The following is an 18,803-nucleotide window of genomic DNA, read 5'->3' on the forward strand; positions in this document are numbered from 1 at the left end:
CCACTGTCTTCCTGCCAGCGATGAATCATGTTCTGCAAACTACGTCCAGAGCCGACTATTTCAGCGGCCTGTTAAGCTTCCGCGCTCACGGACGGCGTTTGCTTTTTCACGGCCCGTAGAAGCGTTGTGGAGGCAAGAGGGGGAAAATTCGTTGCAATCGGACGGTCCGGCATGAATGGCTACTCGTCTGTATTCGAACGACAGGTCGAGCGTCGCGGCAAGAGGCTCGGCAAGGGATGCGCTAGCTCGGGCGGCGCTCCGTTCTGACTGTCGAGAAGCAGTTCGACCGCCAGAGTCGCAACCTGCGCCAGATGCAGATCCACGGTTGTCAGGGGCGGCGAGGACAGCTTTGCGCGGATGCTGTCCAGCGCCCAAGCGTCATCCGCCGCTGCCGCCCGGCATGGCGGTAATCCAGCGTGAAGGCCCGGTTGCCGGAGCGGTAGATGCAGATCGCAAATCCCCGCACTTCGCTGTCAAAGATCTGATAGTCCCGACCAGGTTCCGGCGCCGCCTCCCGCACCGATTTTTCGTTCAGTCTCAATCGCTTCACCATGCCCAGCACCTCCTTCTTGCACCCCACGCAAGGCTCAGCCTCGCGCGCATAGCAAGTCATACATCGCCAGTCAGACCGGCAGGGAGGCGGAAGGTGGCGGAACCTAGGGGGAGGCGTGCCGGTCAATGGCTCAGAAGGGAAAAACCTACACCCTCTGTTGATTGCTCCGTGAATTGCAACGAGAGCCTGTCCTGCTTATTGTCAAGCTAGTTTCATAGGTTCCAACTCAACCATATGATGTGCCGCGCGATATGTTCTCTGCTTGTTGTCCTGCTCGTGTTGGCGGGCGCGACGCAGCATGGGCAAAGTGCTGGCCCAGCCGGACTGCCGACCGATCACGTTGTCGCTTCGATCAGCCATCCCGGCGACACAGCCGGGCATGAGCACGGTTATTCGGGAGAGCCTTCTCGGCACGATATGACCGATGCCTGTGCGATTGTATGTGTCGGCACACCTACGCCCTGGCTTGCTGCCGCACAACTTGCGCCTGTTGAGACCGAGCATTCGCTGAAATGGCACTCTATAGCAGTGACACGTGAGGGCCGTCTGGTCAGCCCCGGATACCGCCCTCCGAAATCCATCTGAACACTTGCTTGCCGCACCTTTCAAGGTGCCGAACATGGTTCGCCCTACGGGGTCTGATGGATTATTCATATGACTTGCACACTGAATCGCCGCGGCTTTCTGACCGCATCCGCTGCCATGGCCGCAGCTTTTGTCATCCCTCGCGCGGGCTTTGCGCAGCCAGCCGCGCTGGCATTGCAGGCAACGACGCGCACGCTTGACATCAATGGCCGCGCCGCGACTGTTTTTGGCCTGATCAACGGCAACGGAACCCCTGGGCTGACGCTGGATCCGGGCCAGCGTTTCCTGCTGGACCTGACCAATGATCTGACCGAGCCGACGATCATTCATTGGCATGGACAGATCCCGCCGAACGCGCAGGACGGTGTTCCCGACATGCCGCTGCCGCTGCTGCAGCAAGGAGAGACGCGTGCCTATGATTTTGAGGCCGCAGCAGGCACGCACTGGATGCACAGCCATGTGCCCATCCAGGAGATGCAGTTGCTGGCCGCACCCCTGATCGTCCGCCGCCCCGAGGATCTGCGAGCTGATCGGCAAGAGGTCACCATGTTCCTTCACGACTTTTCCTTCCGCCCGCCGGAAGAGGTGCTGGACGAAATCCGCTCGGGAAAGGGGCATGACGAGGCCGCCGAAGCCGATATGTCGCAACCAGCCGATCCCCATGCGGGCCATGACATGGGTGGCGGTATGGCCATGAACGGGATGTCGGAAATGAGCGGCATGTCCATGCCCGGTATGGCCGGGATGCAGATGGACCTGAACGACTTCGATTTCGATGCCTATCTGGTGAATGACCGCACCTTGGGCGACCCGGAAGTTGTGTGGGTAGAAAAGGGTGGCCGGGTCCTGCTGCGGGTCATCAACGGGGCTGCTGCCACGGTGTTCTGGCTCGATAGCGGCGAGGTTTCGGGTCGGCTTGTCGCTGTGGATGGCCAGCCGGTGCAGCCCTTGTCGGGAACGCGCTTCGGTCTGGCCATGGGTCAGCGCCTGGATATCGAACTTGACCTGCCCGCCGGAGGCGGCGCATGGCCGATCCTTGCTCTGCGCGAAGGCGCGCATGAGCGCACCGGCCTTATCCTTGCCACTTCCGGCGCCAACGTGCCGGTCATTCTCGGAATGGCGGACGATGCGGCACCTGCATTCGATATCGACCTTGCGCAGGAAGCCGCCTTGCGGGCCGTTGCTCCGCTGACGGAACGAGCTGCCGATGCCTCACCCATGGTGATGTTGGGCGGGCAGATGCAGCCCTATCGCTGGACCATCAACGACCGCGTGTTCGAGGATCGGATTCCGGTTACGGCCAAAACAGGCCAGCGGGTCGAGATCATGTTTCACAACATGTCGATGATGGGCCATCCCATGCATCTGCACGGCCATCATTTCCAGGTCGTCGCGATCAATGGCAAGCGGTTCGTCGGCGCTTTGCGTGACACGGTCTATGTGCCGCCCATGTCAATGGTCACGGTGGCGCTGGATGCGGGCGAGGCGGCGGAATGGATGCTGCATTGTCACCATATGCCGCATCTTGCCAGCGGCATGATGACGACGTTCGCGGTCTCGGCGTGAAGGGAGTGACATGATGTTTCAGCGACGCATGATCCTGACCCTGGCCCTTACCGCACCGGCGATGGCCATCGCACCGCGCCTATCTTGGGCTGGTCATTCGCTTCCACCCGAATTCCGCAGGCAGCTTGAGCACGACGCGAATGCACCGATCTTCGGTAATCCAGACGGCGACGCATCTCTGATCGAGTTCTTCGACTATAACTGCCAATTCTGCCGAGCGATGATGCCGGTGGTGGATGCCGTGTTAGGAGCCGATTCCGGCTTGCGGATGGTGATGCGGGAATGGCCGGTCTTCGGCGAGGGTTCGGTTTTCGCGGCCCGCGCGGCGCTGGCGTCGCGCAAGCAGGACCGCTACGCCGACTTTCATCGCGCCCTGATGAGTCAGAAACCCCGGGCCGAAAGGGCCAGCGTCCTGCGTGTTGCGCGATCCATGGGTTTAGACACGCAGCAATTGCAGCGCGATATGAACGGCCCGGAGATTGCTCAGCATATCCAGCAGTCCAATACGCTGGCCGAGGCGATGGGGCTTGTCGGCACGCCCACCTTCATCGCCGGATCGGATTCACGCTTTGGCGCCATTTCTTCATCCGAATTGGCCGAACTGGTCGCGGCCTCGCGCCGGAACTGACAAATTTCAAGAAAGGACAATGCTATGGATCATTCTGATCGACACAAGAGCCACGGAAGCATGAGCGGCGGAAGCTATGGCCGTTTCGCGGCGATGATCGCTACCTCGACGATGATCATGTTCGGGCTGATGTATCTGAACACCTGGGCGATGGATCATGTCTTTTTCAGCCAGACCCGGATGTGGATGGCGCTGTATATGGGCGGCGCCATGGCTCTGATCATGTTGGCCTTCATGCTGGGGATGTACCGCAATCCGCGTGCCAATTTGATCGTCGCGGGCCTTTCAATTCTGGCATTTGCCCTCGGCCTGTTTCTGGTTCGCAGTCAGGCAACGGTCGACGACACCGCCTGGATGAAGGCGATGATTCCGCATCACTCGATTGCGATCCTGACATCCACCCGTGCCGATATCTCGGATCCTCGTGTGCGGGCGCTGGCGGACAGCATCATCGAGGCCCAGACGCTGGAAATCGCCGAGATGAAGGCGCTGATCGCCGATCTGGAAGGCGGACCTGCGGCGACGCCAGAGGTCGATGGGCGCTGAACTCGCTGCATTTACCACATTCTCTCAAGTTAGAAATAAATGAGGAGCAATCACATGCTGACACGCAGACATTTCATTCGGACGACAACCGCCCTGTTCTCGGCTGCCGCTGCCAATCCGTTAATGGCATCGACCTGGCCCGACGCGACGCAGAAGGCCGCCTGGGATGCCGAGGTGGAAGCCGGTGGCCCCAATCCCTGGGGTCTGCATCCGCGCTTCCTGCCGCAGCGGATCGTCGCGAATGATGGTCTGGTGCCGGGCGATATTCATGTCGATGCCGTGGCAAGATACCTTTACCACATCGAAGAGGGTGGCACGGCGATGCGCTACGGCGTCGCTATCGGCCGGGGCGATCTGTATGAGCCGGGCACCTATACGATCAAGCGCAAGGTCGAATGGCCGCACTGGACCCCGACACGGAACATGATCAAGCGCGAGCCCGAGATCTATGCGCAATTTGAGGGTGGCGTCGAGCCCGGCCCCCAGAACGCGCTGGGTTCGCGCGCGCTTTACCTCTACCTCGGCGACCGCGATACCTATCTGCGCATTCACGGTACGCCGTTTCCGACCTCGATCGGCAGCCGCGCCAGTTCCGGCTGCGTCCGCATGGTCATGGCCCATATCAACGGGCTCTACCCGCGGGTCCAGATCGGTTCGACCGCCTATCTCTATTCACCGGAAGGCAGCGTGACGGCGATAAGCTAGTCTGCTGCCCTCCGGCGATCCTGATAGGTCAGACCGGTTTTGCGTTGCAGATTTGGTTGCCATTCGCGGCCCGCAGCGGCACCAGCGTCGTTTCGACCGGACCTGCGTGGTAGTACCAATAGCAGTCATCCGCCGGGTCGAAGCGCGCCGTGGTCAGGTCCTGGTTAGGGCCGGCAATGGCGACGACCTCGTTCGGGATCGGATAGGGCGAGGCTTCCTCGGCGGCGATATCGGGCCTCTGGGCCGCGCATCCGGCAAGGACAAGCAGCGTCAGGGCGATTGCGGCGGTTCTTATCTGCATTGGGAAACTCCTAGGCTATGGTGGTGACGCGCCGGGAGGTCATGGCGCGCTGTCCTTGGTGATGCGGCTCTGGATCGCGCGCTCGCGTTCCGGCCAGGTGGATTTGATATAGGCCAGAACGGCGGTAATCTCGGCATCGCTCATGACATCAGTAAAGCCGGGCATGTCGCTTTCATAGCCATCGCCGACCACGGCGGCGGTGCCGTCGCGGATGATGCGTTCCAGAAGCGCGTCGGCATGATGCCATGTGTGGCCGGTCTCGTCATGCGGTGGCGCCGGATAGCGGCCATTTGCGAGCGGGGTCTGCCAGTCCGGCTGGCCCTCCAGATCGGCGCCGTGGCATGTGGCGCAGTTTTCAGCGTAGAGCCGCTGGCCAAGCGCGATCACGGCCTGATCCTGCACGGCTGCCTCCGTCGCCGCGCTGCCGCGCCAGAGGATCAGGATCGCAGCGGCCAGACCGACCGCCGCGATGAGGATGAGTGCGTTGCGCGTCATCTGTTACCCGTCCAGCGGGAAGGCGCGTCCGTCGCCGGCAATGCCACCCCAGGCGATGACCTCGGCGGTGGCCTCGACCCCGCCGCCCATGCCCGGCGAGCCGGCGGGCATCCCCGGCACGGCGATCCCGTTAATGTCGGGGCGCTGTTCCAGAAGCTGCCTTATGGCCGCGAAGGGCACATGGCCCTCGATGATATAGCCGCTGATCCGGGTCGTGTGGCAGGACCACAGGTTTTCGGGCACAGCGGCGTCGCGCTTCATGCCGACATAGTCGCTGGCCTCAGTGATCTCCACCTCGAACCCCGCCTCGATGGCCAGATCGGCCCAGGCGCCGCAGCAGCCGCAGCCGGGGTCCTTGGTGATGCTCAGCAGGTTCGGCTTTTCGTCCGAGCCGGTGGCGGCAAAGGCAAGGGTAGAGGTTGTCGACAGCATCGCCGCGACCGCCAGGATCGCCCCGCGACGCGAGAAATTGGGATTGCTCATATCTGATGTCCTTCAGGATATTGCGCGCCGTAGGGGCATTCGCCCCTCTCGTGGCGCAATTGATCAGCTTGCAGGCCCATCGGGCCAGGCGGCGTCAGAGAGCAACGGGTCGCGGAGGGGGCAGCGGCAAACGCGGCCTGGCGGATTTCATATCCTGCAACGCGGGAATGTGCCGGATGCGGCGTGGCAAACGGGCCGCGTTCGGCGTGACTTCGGCATGGCCGATGGCGGCACAGGCTGTGCAGTCGCCATGCTGAGAGTCCGGCTGTGGGGTACAGCATTCATGCGCGGCCGGCGGCACGGATGTTTCGGCTATCGAGGCCGTCTGCGACGCTTCCGCCGTTGCGGCGCCGGTCAGGGCCAGCGGCATCGTCACCGCCAGCATGACAGCAAGCAGGGCCGACAGCAGGAACCGCATCAGTCGCGCACCTTGTCCATCAATTCAACCACCTCACGGAACATCACCCTCTGCCGGTCCTGATCGCCAGATTGGATCGCGTCTTCCATGCAGCTTCGCGCATGATCCTCGATCAACAGGCGCTCGACCCCGCGCAGGGCCGAGCGGATGGCGGCGGTCTGGTTCAGGATATCGACGCAATAGCGCCCGTCCTCGACCATGCGCGACACGCCCTGCACCTGACCGTTCAGGCGGGAAAGCCGCTTCAGGATCGCGTCTCGGTTCTGCTTGTCATGCGCCAAGGAGGGCTCCGAACTTCAACATCTGCAGCTTGTGCTATACCCTCAAGGGGTATAGAGCAAGTCTGATATACCCCCTATAGGTATCTGCCGGGAGAGATTCATGGACCACAAGCACGATCATTCGCATAGGCAGCACGATCACGGGACACACGGTGGCGCACCGGCACAGGCTGATCCCGGTAAGGCCATCGACCCGGTTTGCGGCATGCAGGTGACGATCAAGCCCGAGGCACGCCAGCGCGACTATGAGGGACAGACCTTCTATTTCTGCTCGGACGGTTGCCAGTCGAAGTTCGACGGCGATCCGTGGTTCTACGCCTCGGGCGCGGCGGTCAAGGTCGAAAAATCCGCCCCGGCAGGCACGCAGTGGACCTGCCCGATGCATCCCGAGATCGTCCGCGACGAACCTGGCGCCTGCCCGATCTGCGGCATGGCCTTGGAGCCGATGATTCCCTCGGACGAGCCCAGCCATGAACTGACCGATTTTACCCGGCGGCTCTGGGTCAGCGTGGCCGCCGCCGTGCCGCTGTTGATCCTGACCATGGGCGAGATGGTGGGCATTCCGGTCCGCGACTGGATCGGGCACCGCACCGCCGCTTGGCTGGAATTCCTGCTGGCTACGCCCATCGTGCTGTGGGCGGCGCGGCCCTTCTTTCAGCGCGGGCTGGATTCCTTCAAAAACCGCTCGCCGAACATGTGGACGCTGATCTCGCTGGGGGTCGGCGCGGCCTATCTCTATTCGCTGTTTGCGACCTTCCTGCCGGGCATCTTTCCCGAAGAATACCGGATGGGCGGCATGGTCGGCACCTATTACGAGGCTGCCGTGGTCATCGTTGCCCTGGTCTTTGTCGGACAGGTTCTGGAACTCAGGGCGCGGGAACGCACCGGCGATGCGATCCGGGCGCTGATGGATCTGGCACCCAAGACGGCGCGGCGCATCCTGCCCGATGGCAGCGAATATGACGCGCCGCTGGAAAACATCGTGGCCGGGGATCTCTTGCGCGTGCGTCCCGGAGACAGCGTGCCGGTGGATGGCGAGGTGGTCGAGGGGCGGTCGTCCTTAGACGAAAGCATGATCACGGGCGAGCCGGTGCCGGTCGAGAAGGTGCAGGGCGATCGCGTGACCGGCGGCACGATCAACAAGAACGGGACGCTGGCGATCCGCGCCACAGATGTCGGCGCCGATACGGTTCTGTCGCAGATCGTCCAGATGGTGGCCGGGGCGCGGCGGTCCAAGGCGCCGATTCAGGGGCTGGCTGATCGGGTCTCGGCAATCTTCGTGCCGGCGGTGGTGGTGATCGCCATCGCGGCCTTTGTCGTCTGGCTGATCTTCGGTCCCAGCCCGTCCTATGTCTTTGCCGTCGCATCTGCGGTCTCGGTGCTGATCATTGCCTGTCCCTGTGCGCTTGGGCTGGCGACGCCGATTTCCATCACCACGGCAGCGGGACGCGGCGCGCAGGCCGGCGTGCTGGTCAAGAATGCCGAGGCGCTGGAACTGATGGCCGATGTCGATACGCTGATCGTCGACAAGACCGGCACGCTGACCGAAGGCAAGCCTGCACTGACCGATGTGACCAGCTTCGGCGATGTGCCCGAGGATGAGTTGCTGGCCGCCGCCGCCGCGCTGGAACGCGCCTCCGAACACCCGCTGGCCGAGGCAATCGTCGAGGGTGCCAAGGCGCGTGGGCTGAGCCTTGGCAATGGCGAGGAGTTCGAGGCCGTAACCGGCAAGGGGGTGATTGGCAAGGTCGATGGACGCGATGTGGCGCTTGGCAATAACGCGCTGATGACGTCGCTTGGCATCGACTGCGACACGGGCGAGGAGACCGCCGACCGCCTGCGCGGCGAGGGCAAGACGGCGATGTTCGTGGCGCTGGATGGCAGGCTGGCGGGGCTTGTCGCCGTTGCCGACCCGATCAAGCCAACGGCCGAGGCGGCGATACGTGACCTGCATGATCTGGGAATCAAGGTGATCATGGCAACCGGCGACAATGAACGCACGGCGCTGGCCGTGGCCAGCCGGTTGGGCATCGACGAGGTCCGCGCCGGGATGCTGCCCGAGGGTAAGAAGGACCTGATCGACGGGCTGCGCGGCAAGGGGGACAAGGTCGCCATGGCGGGCGACGGGGTGAATGATGCGCCAGCCCTTGCGGCGGCGGATGTGGGCATCGCAATGGGCACCGGCGCCGATGTGGCGGTCGAAAGCGCCGGGCTGACCCTGCTGGGCGGCGATCTGACCGGCATCGTCCGCGCCCGCAAGCTTGCCGTGGCCACCATGCGCAATATCCGCCAGAACCTGTTCTTCGCCTTCATCTACAACGCCGCCGGCATCCCGGTGGCGGCGGGGCTGCTCTATCCGATCTTTGGCCTTCTTCTGTCGCCGATGATCGCGGCGGCGGCCATGTCGCTGTCCTCGGTGTCCGTCATCGCCAACGCGCTACGGCTGAAACGGGTCGATCTGTGACACAGCAGGCCATGTAACATTGCAAAGACAGCATTGCGAAGATCTGAAACTCCCACCATCAGTGGCGCCTATGCTCGACATAGTTGCAATACTCGGCCTTTGACCAAGGTTTCCCCCTCCCCGTTGAGTTCATGTGTCGCGCTCGATTTGGGCGGCGCCGATTGCAATGAAGCCGTTCCCGCCTCACTTGAGGGGACTTGATCCCGGTACTGGCCGCCATCCCGTTCGCCTGCCGCTGTGGCTGGAGGAGTTGATGAAGTTCACCCTGCTGACCCGCGACCGGGCTGACTATCCTGTTGATCGCTTCTCCGAGCGCAAGGAAAGCGCGGAGGCCCTGACGCGGCGGGTCAATCTCTCGGCCTCGACCTAGTGCACACTGCGACCGGTGGACGCAGAAGTCCGCAGGGGTGAGCCTGCGCGAATGGATGGAGTGGCCCGATCAGGCTGCGTCATAAAAACTTCACTGGACAGCATTGTTAATTCCTGTATTCCGGAATTATGGAAAAAAACAGCGCCGCCCATGCATTCGCCACCCTCGGTCACCCTGACCGCCTCGCCGTCTTCAGGCTGCTGATGCGCTTTGCCCCGCGTGGCGTGCGCCCGACCGAGATTGCCGAGGCGCTAGGTCTGAAGGCCAATACGCTGTCGCACCATCTCTCGGACCTTGCGTCGGCAGGGCTCGCGAGTGTCGAACGGCGAGGGCGGTCACTCTTCTACTCCGCGAACCGCCAACTCACCGAGGCGCTGATCGACTATCTCGCGCTAGACGTAGGCCGCGCCCGACCTGACCTCATTTCTCCCTCCCTGTCGGCTCAGAAGGATCCCGCCATGGACGATACCGACTTCGACGTGCTCTTCATCTGTTCAGGAAATTCCGCCCGCTCGATCTTTGCCGAGGCCCTGTTGCGCGATCTTGGCAAAGGGAAGTTTCAGGCCTTTTCGGCCGGCACCCGCCCCAATACTGCGCTGAATCCCTTCGCGCTGGAGGTGCTTGAGCGAAATGGCCATGACACCTCAAGCTTGCGATCCAAGCATGTGTCCGAGTTCCAGCAGCCTGACTCCATCGTCATGGATTTCGTATTTACAGTTTGCGACACATCCGCCGCCGAGGAATGCCCGCCATGGCCCGGCCAGCCGATTACCGGCCATTGGGGCCTGCCGGACCCGGTAAAAGCCATGGGTACCGACGCCGAAAAGGCACTGGTATTCGCCCAGACCTATGGTGCGCTGCGTCGCAGGATCGAAACGTTCATTTCCTTGCCCTTCGCAACCCTTAACCGGCTATCGCTGCAAAACCGCGTCGACGACATAGACACCGAAGCCCTCAAGGAAGACTGAGATCATGCCCCGTATCGCCCTCAACGGCCTTGGCCGGATCGGCAAACTTGTCTTGCGCGACCTTATCGATACAGGCGCAGGTGGCGACATCGTCCTGCTGAACGATCCTGTCGGCGACGCCGAACAGCACGCGTTGCTGATGGAGTTCGACTCGGTCCATGGTCGCTGGCGCACGCCGGTTGCCGCCGCCGAGGGTGCGCTGGAGTTGAACGGAAAACGCATCAGGCTGACCCATGAGAAGACCATCGAGGCTTTGCTGCTGGCAGAGCTTGGTGTCGATCTGGTGATCGATTGCACAGGCGTCTTCAAGACAGCGGCCAAGGTCGCGCCTTATTATGCCGCCGGGGTGAAGAAGGTCGTCGTCTCTGCCCCGGTCAAGGACGGCGGGGCGCTGAACCTTGTCTACGGTGTCAACCATGATCTTTACGACGGATCGCAGAACCTTGTGACGGCGGCCTCCTGCACGACGAACTGCCTCGCGCCGGTAGTCAAGGTGATCCACGAGAACCTTGGGATCAGGCATGGCTCGATCACCACGATCCACGACGTGACCAACACCCAGACCATCGTCGACCGCCCTGCCAAGGACATGCGCCGCGCGCGGTCCGCCCTGATGAACCTGATCCCGACAACCACAGGTTCGGCCACCGCGATCACGCTGATCTATCCCGAACTGAAAGGCCGCCTGAACGGCCATGCCGTGCGCGTGCCGCTGCTGAACGCGTCACTGACCGACTGCGTGTTCGAGGTTGAGCGCGAAACAACCGCCGAAGAGGTCAACGCCCTGTTCAAAACCGCCGCCGAAGGGCCGCTGAAGGGCATTCTGGGGTTCGAGACGCGGCCGCTGGTGTCCTGCGATTTCACCAATGATCCTCGCTCGTCAATCATCGACGGGCCGTCGACCATGGTGATCAATGACACGCAGGTGAAAATCTACGCCTGGTATGACAACGAATGGGGCTATTCCTGCCGACTGGCCGATATCGCCCGCATGGTTGCGGGAGCGATGTGAGCGACGTGACTGCCTCTGCGAACCCCTTGCGCGCCTATGCGGCGGTGACGGCGGCCTATTGGGCCTTCATGCTGTCGGATGGCGCGCTGCGGATGCTGGTCCTGTTGCATTTCAACGCGCTTGGCTTTTCGCCCGTGCAACTGGCCTGGCTTTTCCTACTTTATGAGGTCGCGGGCATCGTGACCAACCTTGCCGCAGGCTGGCTGGCGGCGCGGTTCGGCTTGGCGGCGACGCTTTACGGCGGGCTGTCGCTGCAGATCGGGGCGCTGGTCGCCCTGGCGCAGCTTGACCCGGCCTGGTCGGTTGCGGCCTCGGTCGCCTTCGTCATGGCGGTGCAGGGCGTCTCGGGCGTGGCCAAGGATCTGGCCAAGATGTCGTCGAAATCTGCGGTGAAACTGCTGGCCCCGACCGAGGACGGGGGGCTGTTCCGCTGGGTCGCGGCTCTGACCGGATCGAAGAATGCCGTCAAGGGTTTCGGCTTCTTCCTGGGTGCGGCGCTGCTTGGCCTTGCAGGGTTCGACGCCGCCGTCTGGGGCATGGCGGCGGTACTGGCGGTGATCTTGCTCGCGGTCGTGCTGTTTCTGCCTGCGGGTCTGCCCGGGCGGATGAAATCCGACGAAAGCTGGTCCGGCTGGCGGTCGAAGGACATCCGCGTGAACCGCCTGTCGCTGGCGCGCATGTTCCTGTTCGGGGCGCGCGATGTGTGGTTCGTCGTGGGCATCCCGGTCTATTTCCAGGCGGTGCTGTCGGACGGGACCGCCGAGGGACGGCGCGAGGCCTTTTTCCTTGTCGGCGGCTTCATGGCGCTCTGGATCATCGCCTATGGCGTTGTGCAGGGTTTCGCACCGCGCCTGTTGGGGGGCAAAGGACAACCCGAGGCTGAGACGGTCAACAAGGCGGTCTTCTGGTCCGGTCTCCTCGTGCCGGTGCCGTTCGTGCTGGCCCTTGCCGCGTTGGTCGCGGGTGGACCCGCCCCTTGGCTTACAATTCTTCTGGTCGTGGGGCTTCTGGTCTTCGGCTTTATCTTCGCGGTGAATTCCTCCGTACATTCCTACCTGATCCTCGCCTTCGGATCGGCCGAGCGGATCACACGCGACGTGGGGTTCTATTATATGGCCAACGCTGCGGGCCGCTTGATCGGGACTTTACTCTCGGGCGTCAGTTTTCAGCTTGGTGGGCTGCCGCTCTGCCTTGCGACCGCCGGGGTAATGGCGCTTGCCAGTTGGCTTGCCGCGCGTCGCCTCAGGCTCGTTTGATTGCTTGGAGCGCGCGCGTGGCCAGCGCGCCGATCCCGGCGGTCACATATAGCGCCCCGAGCCCCCAGACCGAAAGCGCCGTCCCGAAGATCAGCGGGGCGGCGGCCTGCAACAGTCGAGCCGGGGTCTTGAGCCAGCCGAGTCTCTGCCCGCACTCTGAGGCGTCGAACAGCGCCAACCAGCCCGAAAGCCGAGCGCGGCATAACAGTCGCGCCGTTTCGCCCACGAGAACAGCCAGACCGGCCGACCGGCCGCTTGCGCCGCCATGGCATTGCCGGAAAAAAAAAGCATGAGATAGGCGGAAAGCAGGGTCAGCGCCGCCCAACCGAAAGCGGAAATCACGGCGTCACGCCTCGCGCTCGGGATCGAAGCGCAACAGGCGCAAAGCGTTCAGCGTGACCAGAACCGTCGCCCCGGTATCGGCCATGATGGCGATCCACAGACCGGTAATCCCCAGAACCGAGGTCACAAGAAACACCGCCTTCAGCCCAAGCGCGATGGTGATGTTCTGGCGGTGACCTGCCACTGGTTTTTCATCCAGCCGCGATCGGAGCCGGTAGCTGATTTACGCCTTTTGGCGCGGGTTGAGCAATCGCCCGCGGCGCGGAGCTTTCATCCCGCGCAGCGTGGCGGGCGATTGCGGTGGTCAGGTGCAGGGCGAAGCCTTCGGGGGTTTGGTAGCCGAGGGCCGAGTGGGGCCGCTCGGTATTGTAGTCGGTGACCCAGGCCGCGATCAGATCGCGGGCGTGGGCCAGATTGCGGAACAGCGTCTCGTTCAGAAACTCGTCCCGCATCCTGCCGTTGAAGCTTTCGACAAAGCCGTTCTGCATTGGTTTGCCCGGCGCGATGTAGTGCCATTCGACCTTGTGCTCGGCGCACCACTTCAGAATGGCGTTCGAGGTCAGTTCGGTGCCGTTGTCCGACACGATCATCCCCGGCTTGCCGCGCCGCTCGATCAGCGCCGTCAGCTCCCGCGCCACGCGGCGGCCTGAAATCGATGTGTCGGGGATCGCGGCGAGACATTCGCGCGTGACGTCATCGACCACGTTCAGCACCCGGAAGCGCCGCCCGCAGGCGAACTGGTCGTGAACAAAATCCAGCGACCAGCGCGCGTTGGCCCGCGCCGCCATCAGGATCGGGGCCCTGGTACCGATGGCCTTGCGGCGTGCTTTGCGCTTACGGACAGTCAGCCCTTCCTCGCGGTAGAGCCGGTAAATGCGGTTGATCCCCGACGCCTCGCCTTCCCGCCTGAGCAGGACGAAGAGCCGTCGGTAGCCGAACCTGCGCCGCTCATTGGCCAGATCCCGCAGCCGACCGCGCAGCGCCTTGTCCGGCGCGCGTTGCGACTGGTAGCGCACCATCTTGCGGTCCGCCCCGGCAATCTTGCACGCCCGCCGTTCCGACAGCCCGAGATGGGCCTTCAGATGCGCGACAGCCTCGCGCTTCACGGCGGGCGTCAGAATTTTTTTGACAGTAGTTCCTTCATCGCCGCCATGTCGAGCATCTGCTCTGCCAGCAGCTTCTTGAGCTTCGCGTTCTCCTCCTCCAGCGCCCTCAGCCGCTTCGCCTCGGACACCGTCATCCCGGAATACTTCGCCTTCCAGGCATAGAACGTGCCTTCCGACATCCCGTGCTTGCGGCAGAGGTCAGCGCACTTCGCGCCTGCCTCATGCTCCTGCAGGATCCCGATAATCTGTTCCTCGGTCCGTCGTGCCTTCTTCATCCTCGTCCGTCCTCTCCATGGGCCGGACTCTAATCGTAGATGGAGGAAAAAGCCCGTGGCAGGTCACATTGCATACAAGCATGTCGGCCCCTTTGATCAGGCCTCGCTTGAGGAGGACATTCTGCCGGTCGTGCGCCGGTTGCAGGCTGAGAGCGACCCGTGAGGCGACGTGACGTCCTTGCCGGAGTCTTGGCGCTTGCGGCAAGCCCTGCCTCCGCCCGACCACCGATCCCTAATCACGGGACTCCGCGTGATCTCCTGTCGCCGCCTTTCGTGGATGGAGATGGACGGAATCTGACGCTGGCGGACTTCGAGGGACGTGTCGTGCTTCTGAACATTTGGGCGACCTGGTGCCCGCCTTGTCGCGAGGAGATGCCGACGCTCGACGCGCTGCAAGCGCGCCTCGGCGGATCGGATTTTCATGTTCTGCCGCTGTCGATCGATCGGGCCGGTCTCGAACCTGTGCGCCGCTTCTACCGAGAGACCGGCATTCGCAACCTCGATCTCTATATCGCGGAGGATACGCGCGCGATGCTGGCCTTGGCCGTGGTGGGCCTGCCGACAACGATTCTGATCGACCGCATTGGGCGCGAGCGCGGGCGCCTCGCAGGCCCGGCCGAATGGAACAGCCCCGAAGCCGTTGCGCAGATAAGCGCTCTTATTGACGAACGTAAGCAATAGGACATGGAAAAGCACGACGACCGCGCCAGCCGTTCCGCTCCGTGCGCACACGTGGTGGCGGTCTACCGATCAGTTTGGAGATGTGGATTTGATTGAACTTTCCGCTCTTGGACTAATGGCGGCATTGCTGGCCGGTGCCGTTTCCTTTCTGTCGCCCTGCGTGCTGCCGCTCGTGCCCGGCTACGTATCCTACGTTGCCGGACGTACGGTCACCGGCAGTGCAGCGCCTTCGAAGGGGCGGGCCGTCTGGCTCAGCTTCTGTTTCGTCCTTGGCTTCTCCACGATATTTATCGCGCTTGGGGCCTCTGCCACCGCGCTCGGTCAGGCGCTGCTGCAGTGGCGCTACGAACTCAACCTCGTCGGCGGCGCGATCGTGATCCTGTTCGGTCTGTTCATGATCGGGGCAGCGCGCCTGTCGGCCATGGAGCGCGACCTGCGTTTTCATCTCGACCTGCCGGGCGGGCAACCGGTCGCCTCCTACGTGCTCGGACTCGCCTTCGGTTTCGGCTGGACACCGTGCATCGGGCCGATCCTCGGCGCCATCCTAACCGCCAGCGCGACAAGCGCGACGATTGGCGAGGGCGTCGCATTGCTTGCCTTCTACTCGGCCGGCCTTGGGATCCCGTTTCTGGTCGTCGCGGGGTTCACCGACAGTATTGCCGGCAGGCTGCGCGGCATCGGTCGTTGGGGTCGCCGCCTGCATCAGGCTGCGGGCGGCGTCATGATCCTGATGGGTTTGGCGATGATGACCGGGCGGTTGAGCGCACTGGCCTACTGGCTGCTGGACACCTTCCCTGTCCTTGCGCGGATCGGGTGAACAGATGCGACTGTACGAGAAACATATCCTCCCTCGGCTGACGCATCTGGCGATGGGCCAGGATCAACTTCTTCCCTACCGGCGCCGCGCCGCCTCCGGGCTGCATGGACGTGTGCTGGAGATCGGGATCGGCTCGGGCCTGAACATTGCGCTCTACCCCGAGGCCGTGCGTCAGATCATCGGTGTTGACCCGTCGCCCGAACTCCTCTCTCGGGCCGCGCAAACCTCCCATGGCCTGATGCCCGCGGCCGAGATGATCGAGGGCGTGGCCGAAGCATTGCCGCTGGAGGATCGCAGCGCGCCAGACGCGCACCCCAGTGCTTCCAGCCGACCGCCCCGGCGTCTTGGAAGAGCGCCGTCATCTGCGCCGTCCGCGTCTCGACCTCCGCTTCGGGAAGCGGCACGCCCGACCAGGCGCAGGCAGCTCTGGTGAGGATTTCGCGCACTTCGTCGTAGAGAACGACCTTCTCCGCCGCTTGCCAGTCCCGTGCGTAGCGGTCCAACAGGTCCCGCGTCGTGTTTTCGAGAGCTTCGATCCGCTCCGACGCCATGAGTGACATAAACATCCGCTTCCGATGACGGTGGGCCTCGCCATCGAGCCCCTGGATGCCCTTTTCGCCGAGCAGGGTTCTCTGGATACGCTTCGGCATCGAGCCTGCGCGCACGAGCCCATCCTCGGAATAGAAGACCTCCGCAGCTGCGGCACCAGTCATGCAGATCGTCTTTTGAAAGAGGATGCGGGTCTCGAACAGGTCGCCCTCAAGATCGCGGCATGTGTCCGGAATGAACTCATATGGGTTGCGCAGCAGGGCAAGCGTGCTGTCGATGCCCTTTGCGGATGGAATGCTGGACATCGATTATTTCCCCGTAACGTTTTCTTCTCGGTGGTTACGTTCGGGCTTGTTCTGCGCCGAGCGGAAGCTGTCCCAGAACAGCAGGGCCGCACCGCAGAAAATCGCCACATCCGCAAGATTGAAGGACGGCCAGTGGTATGTTCCGTAATGGAAATCCAGAAAATCCGGGACGGCCTGATAACGCAGCCGGTCGAGGACATTGCCGAGCGCGCCGCCGATGATCAGACCGAGAGCGGCAGCCGTCAGCCTGTCCGGCGCGCGCCACAACCAGATCAGCAGCCATGCCACGATCACGCCAGCAAGCGCGATGAGACCCCACCAAGGCACGATCCTGCCCAGCATACCGAAGCTGACTCCATCGTTCAGAACCCGCACGAGATTGAGAAAGGGTAGAACCTCGACGCCGCGCTCAAGCGCCGGTGTGTTCAGCGCAAGCGCCTTGGTACCCTGATCGAGGCCGAACGCCGCGATCGCGCAGAGCCCGCCCAGAACGCGGCTGTTCATGCCGCTGCCTTCAGATCGGCCCGCGCATCGCGGATGATTGCCCAAGACGAGTGCAGGAACAGTCCGGCGATGCCGAAGGCGACGATGAGGTCCGGCCAGGCGCTGCCCAGCCACGCCACGAGACCGGCGGCAACGACAACCGCCGCATTGCCGATGGCGTCGTTGCGCGAGAATAGCCAGACGGCCCGCATGTTCGCGTCGCCCTTGCGGAACCGCAGCAGCGGCAGAACGGAGATGACGTTGACGACAAGGGCGATCATGCCAAGCAGGCCCATTAGACCTGCATCCGGCGTCGTCCGTTCGAAGACTCGCACGATGGTCGTGCCGAGGACGCCAAGGCCGAGCAGGCCGAGGAAGATGCCTTGGATCAAGGCCGACCGTGCCCGCCAGGCGAGGCTCCAGCCGATGGCCAGCAGGCCAAGGAAGGTGATCGCGCCGTCGCCGATGAAATCGAGCGCATCGGCCTTCACGGCCTGCGATCCGGAAATGAAACCGCCGATCATTTCGAGGACCCCGTATCCCACGTTCAGGATCACGACGATCCAGAGGGCACGGCGGTAGGCCGGGTCCTGATGGGCGGGATTCGGCGGAATGTCTTCATCGCCCTCGATCCGGTCGAAGCCATAGCCTGTCACCGCGACTGCCTTTTCGATGTCCGGCAGGCGCACTTCGGGTGCAGTCAGTGTCATGATGTGCGTCGCGGCCGACACTTTCACATCGCCGGGCGCGACCCCGGCTGCCTGTGCCGCCCGCTCGATCTGCGCGGCATCCTTGGCGCAATCCATACCGGAAACCCGGTAACGGACGGGCGGGACATCTGCCGTCGATCCGGCATTTTCGGTGTTGGCCATGGTCGCGCTATTCCTGCTAGGATGAATCGAAGAACGACGTATCAGCGAGGAGTGATATGGCCCAAATCGTCGATGACCGCAAGAGCGCGACCATCGAGCGACGGGCGAAGCTGTTCCGCGGCTTCGCGGACCCGAGCCGCCTGGCCATCCTCGGTGCACTTTGCAACGAGCCATTGGCCGTTCACGAGATCGTCGAGCGGACCGAACTATCGCAACCCAACGTCTCCAACCATCTGAGGTGCCTGCTGGACTGCGGGCTTGTCGCCAGCGACCGCGAAGGGCGCTTCATCCGTTACCGTATCAGCAACCCGCGCATCACGGTCCTTCTGAACGATGTGGACGCACTTCTCGACGTGGTCGCAAAGGGTGTTGAGGCGTGTGACAATTATCGTGAGGCGTGAGTCAGAACGGACGGCCGGTCGACTCGGCGCAGATCGGTTGGAAAGATGTTGTCCGTGTGCAGGGTCCGACCGGAATCCTGCTGAGGTTCGACAAGCTGGCTTCGGAAGAGACACCATTCATGTATCACTGCCACATCCTCGAACACGAGGATGCGGGCATGATGGGGCAGTTTACGGTCACATAACAGGACCCCACCCGCTCGACACCGGGCGTCGTCAAGAGCTTACGTCTTCTTGCGGCGTTCTATCAGGTGCCGGTGTCGCCTTGTTGAAACGCATTACGGAGTATGTCTAGCAGGCCGCTGAAATAGTCGGCTCTCGACGTAGTTTGCAGAACATGA

The 18,803-nt window shown here is 63.0% G+C and carries 23 protein-coding genes and 2 pseudogenes; 14 read left to right on the forward strand and 11 right to left on the reverse strand.

The genetic code is table 11. The annotated features are described in order from the left end of the window. Positions 1-179 precede the first annotated feature (179 nt). Both ELI80_RS16595 and ELI80_RS05545 read right to left on the reverse strand, forming a co-directional pair. Entirely contained in the window at positions 180-323 is a 144-nt protein-coding gene (locus ELI80_RS16595) for a hypothetical protein (RefSeq protein WP_161596428.1), read from the reverse strand. Between the two features lie 41 nt (positions 324-364). Then, positions 365-553: pseudogene (locus ELI80_RS05545) on the reverse strand (Arm DNA-binding domain-containing protein); the annotation flags it as partial. 654 nt (positions 554-1,207) lie between these two features. Between ELI80_RS05545 and ELI80_RS05550 the strand changes: the two are divergent. From ELI80_RS05550 to ELI80_RS05565, 4 genes are read left to right on the forward strand one after another with little or no spacing between them, the layout of a single operon-like run. Next, positions 1,208-2,704 carry a multicopper oxidase family protein gene (locus tag ELI80_RS05550; RefSeq protein WP_136650132.1) on the forward strand — a complete coding sequence of 499 codons (1,497 nt, stop codon included), beginning with the start codon at positions 1,208-1,210 and terminating at the stop codon, positions 2,702-2,704. A gap of 10 nt (positions 2,705-2,714) precedes the next feature. Then, positions 2,715-3,332 carry a DsbA family protein gene (locus ELI80_RS05555; protein ID WP_231565662.1) on the forward strand — a complete coding sequence of 206 codons (618 nt, stop codon included), beginning with the start codon at positions 2,715-2,717 and terminating at the stop codon, positions 3,330-3,332. A 24-nt stretch (positions 3,333-3,356) separates the two neighbouring features. Further along, on the forward strand, positions 3,357-3,878 hold the full coding sequence (locus ELI80_RS05560) for a DUF305 domain-containing protein (RefSeq protein ID WP_231555322.1): 522 nt from the start codon (positions 3,357-3,359) through the stop codon (positions 3,876-3,878). 54 nt (positions 3,879-3,932) lie between these two features. After that, on the forward strand, positions 3,933-4,583 hold the full coding sequence (locus ELI80_RS05565; RefSeq protein WP_036702644.1) for a L,D-transpeptidase: 651 nt from the start codon (positions 3,933-3,935) through the stop codon (positions 4,581-4,583). Between the two features lie 28 nt (positions 4,584-4,611). On the opposite strand, the gene ELI80_RS05570 is transcribed toward ELI80_RS05565, so the two are convergent. The 5 genes from ELI80_RS05570 to ELI80_RS05590 all read right to left on the reverse strand — a co-directional run bounded on the left by ELI80_RS05570 (position 4,612) and on the right by ELI80_RS05590 (position 6,561). Beyond that, positions 4,612-4,884: a hypothetical protein gene (locus ELI80_RS05570; protein WP_036702645.1), complete on the reverse strand. Its 273-nt coding sequence runs from the start codon at positions 4,882-4,884 to the stop codon at positions 4,612-4,614. A gap of 39 nt (positions 4,885-4,923) precedes the next feature. Further along, entirely contained in the window at positions 4,924-5,379 is a 456-nt protein-coding gene (locus ELI80_RS05575; RefSeq protein ID WP_036721733.1) for a c-type cytochrome, read from the reverse strand. Positions 5,380-5,382: 3 nt separating this feature from the next. Then, positions 5,383-5,862, reverse strand: a complete 480-nt coding sequence (locus ELI80_RS05580) for a DUF411 domain-containing protein (RefSeq protein WP_036702647.1) — start codon at positions 5,860-5,862, stop codon at positions 5,383-5,385. A gap of 94 nt (positions 5,863-5,956) precedes the next feature. Continuing rightward, positions 5,957-6,280, reverse strand: a complete 324-nt coding sequence (locus ELI80_RS05585) for a hypothetical protein (RefSeq protein WP_136650133.1) — start codon at positions 6,278-6,280, stop codon at positions 5,957-5,959. Next, entirely contained in the window at positions 6,280-6,561 is a 282-nt protein-coding gene (locus tag ELI80_RS05590; protein WP_036702648.1) for a metal-sensitive transcriptional regulator, read from the reverse strand. Before ELI80_RS05590 ends, ELI80_RS05585 begins: the two co-directional genes overlap by 1 nt. A gap of 100 nt (positions 6,562-6,661) precedes the next feature. On the opposite strand from ELI80_RS05590, the gene ELI80_RS05595 reads away from it, so the two are divergent. From ELI80_RS05595 to arsJ, 5 genes and pseudogenes are all read left to right on the forward strand, one after another. Further along, a complete protein-coding gene (locus ELI80_RS05595; protein ID WP_036702651.1) occupies positions 6,662-9,025 on the forward strand; it encodes a heavy metal translocating P-type ATPase in 2,364 nt (787 codons plus the stop codon). A 241-nt stretch (positions 9,026-9,266) separates the two neighbouring features. Beyond that, positions 9,267-9,395: pseudogene (locus tag ELI80_RS05600) on the forward strand (arsenical resistance protein ArsH); the annotation flags it as partial. Positions 9,396-9,523: 128 nt separating this feature from the next. After that, positions 9,524-10,363, forward strand: a complete 840-nt coding sequence (locus ELI80_RS05605) for a metalloregulator ArsR/SmtB family transcription factor (protein WP_036702652.1) — start codon at positions 9,524-9,526, stop codon at positions 10,361-10,363. Between the two features lie 4 nt (positions 10,364-10,367). Then, on the forward strand, positions 10,368-11,375 hold the full coding sequence (locus ELI80_RS05610; RefSeq protein ID WP_036702653.1) for an ArsJ-associated glyceraldehyde-3-phosphate dehydrogenase: 1,008 nt from the start codon (positions 10,368-10,370) through the stop codon (positions 11,373-11,375). Then, the gene (arsJ, locus tag ELI80_RS05615) at positions 11,372-12,631 is read left to right on the forward strand and encodes an organoarsenical effux MFS transporter ArsJ (protein ID WP_036708203.1); all 1,260 of its coding nucleotides are present in this window, start codon (positions 11,372-11,374) and stop codon (positions 12,629-12,631) included. The genes ELI80_RS05610 and arsJ overlap by 4 nt, the downstream gene beginning before the upstream one ends. Positions 12,632-12,977: 346 nt before the next feature. Here the strand turns inward: arsJ and ELI80_RS05625 are convergent, their stop codons facing one another. Together ELI80_RS05625 and ELI80_RS05630 are read right to left on the reverse strand one after the other, a co-directional pair. Further along, positions 12,978-13,157, reverse strand: coding sequence for a hypothetical protein (locus ELI80_RS05625; protein WP_036708205.1), 180 nt, complete (start codon positions 13,155-13,157; stop codon positions 12,978-12,980). A 7-nt stretch (positions 13,158-13,164) separates the two neighbouring features. Beyond that, positions 13,165-14,354 (reverse strand): IS3 family transposase gene (locus tag ELI80_RS05630; RefSeq protein ID WP_136650134.1). Its coding sequence is split into 2 segments (ribosomal slippage): positions 13,165-14,093 and positions 14,093-14,354, totalling 1,191 coding nucleotides; the frame shifts between segments, so codons are not numbered across the junction. A gap of 273 nt (positions 14,355-14,627) precedes the next feature. Between ELI80_RS05630 and ELI80_RS05640 the strand changes: the two genes are divergently transcribed. The 3 genes from ELI80_RS05640 to ELI80_RS16365 all read left to right on the forward strand — a co-directional run bounded on the left by ELI80_RS05640 (position 14,628) and on the right by ELI80_RS16365 (position 16,285). Then, a complete protein-coding gene (locus ELI80_RS05640) occupies positions 14,628-15,035 on the forward strand; it encodes a TlpA disulfide reductase family protein (RefSeq protein WP_312528960.1) in 408 nt (135 codons plus the stop codon). Positions 15,036-15,150: 115 nt separating this feature from the next. Beyond that, positions 15,151-15,852 (forward strand): cytochrome c biogenesis CcdA family protein, encoded by a 702-nt coding sequence (locus tag ELI80_RS05645; protein WP_369796074.1) that lies wholly within the window; start codon positions 15,151-15,153, stop codon positions 15,850-15,852. Between the two features lie 52 nt (positions 15,853-15,904). Next, the gene (locus ELI80_RS16365) at positions 15,905-16,285 is read left to right on the forward strand and encodes a class I SAM-dependent methyltransferase (RefSeq protein WP_236641356.1); all 381 of its coding nucleotides are present in this window, start codon (positions 15,905-15,907) and stop codon (positions 16,283-16,285) included. Between the two features lie 424 nt (positions 16,286-16,709). On the opposite strand, the gene lspA is transcribed toward ELI80_RS16365, so the two are convergent. Then, complete coding sequence (gene lspA, locus ELI80_RS05660) at positions 16,710-17,210, reverse strand: signal peptidase II (RefSeq protein ID WP_036708213.1); 501 nt, start codon at positions 17,208-17,210, stop codon at positions 16,710-16,712. Continuing rightward, complete coding sequence (locus ELI80_RS05665) at positions 17,207-18,061, reverse strand: cation efflux transmembrane domain-containing protein (protein WP_036708216.1); 855 nt, start codon at positions 18,059-18,061, stop codon at positions 17,207-17,209. The genes lspA and ELI80_RS05665 overlap by 4 nt, the downstream gene beginning before the upstream one ends. A 56-nt stretch (positions 18,062-18,117) precedes the next feature. Here ELI80_RS05665 and ELI80_RS05670 point away from each other — a divergent pair, with 56 nt between their 5' ends. Next, positions 18,118-18,462 carry an ArsR/SmtB family transcription factor gene (locus ELI80_RS05670; RefSeq protein ID WP_036708219.1) on the forward strand — a complete coding sequence of 115 codons (345 nt, stop codon included), beginning with the start codon at positions 18,118-18,120 and terminating at the stop codon, positions 18,460-18,462. After that, a complete protein-coding gene (locus ELI80_RS05675) occupies positions 18,459-18,647 on the forward strand; it encodes a multicopper oxidase domain-containing protein (RefSeq protein WP_035746442.1) in 189 nt (62 codons plus the stop codon). The genes ELI80_RS05670 and ELI80_RS05675 overlap by 4 nt, the downstream gene beginning before the upstream one ends. Positions 18,648-18,803 lie beyond the last annotated feature (156 nt).

This window comes from Paracoccus aeridis (assembly GCF_004923205.2).
Taxonomy (GTDB): Bacteria; Pseudomonadota; Alphaproteobacteria; order Rhodobacterales; family Rhodobacteraceae; genus Paracoccus; species Paracoccus aeridis.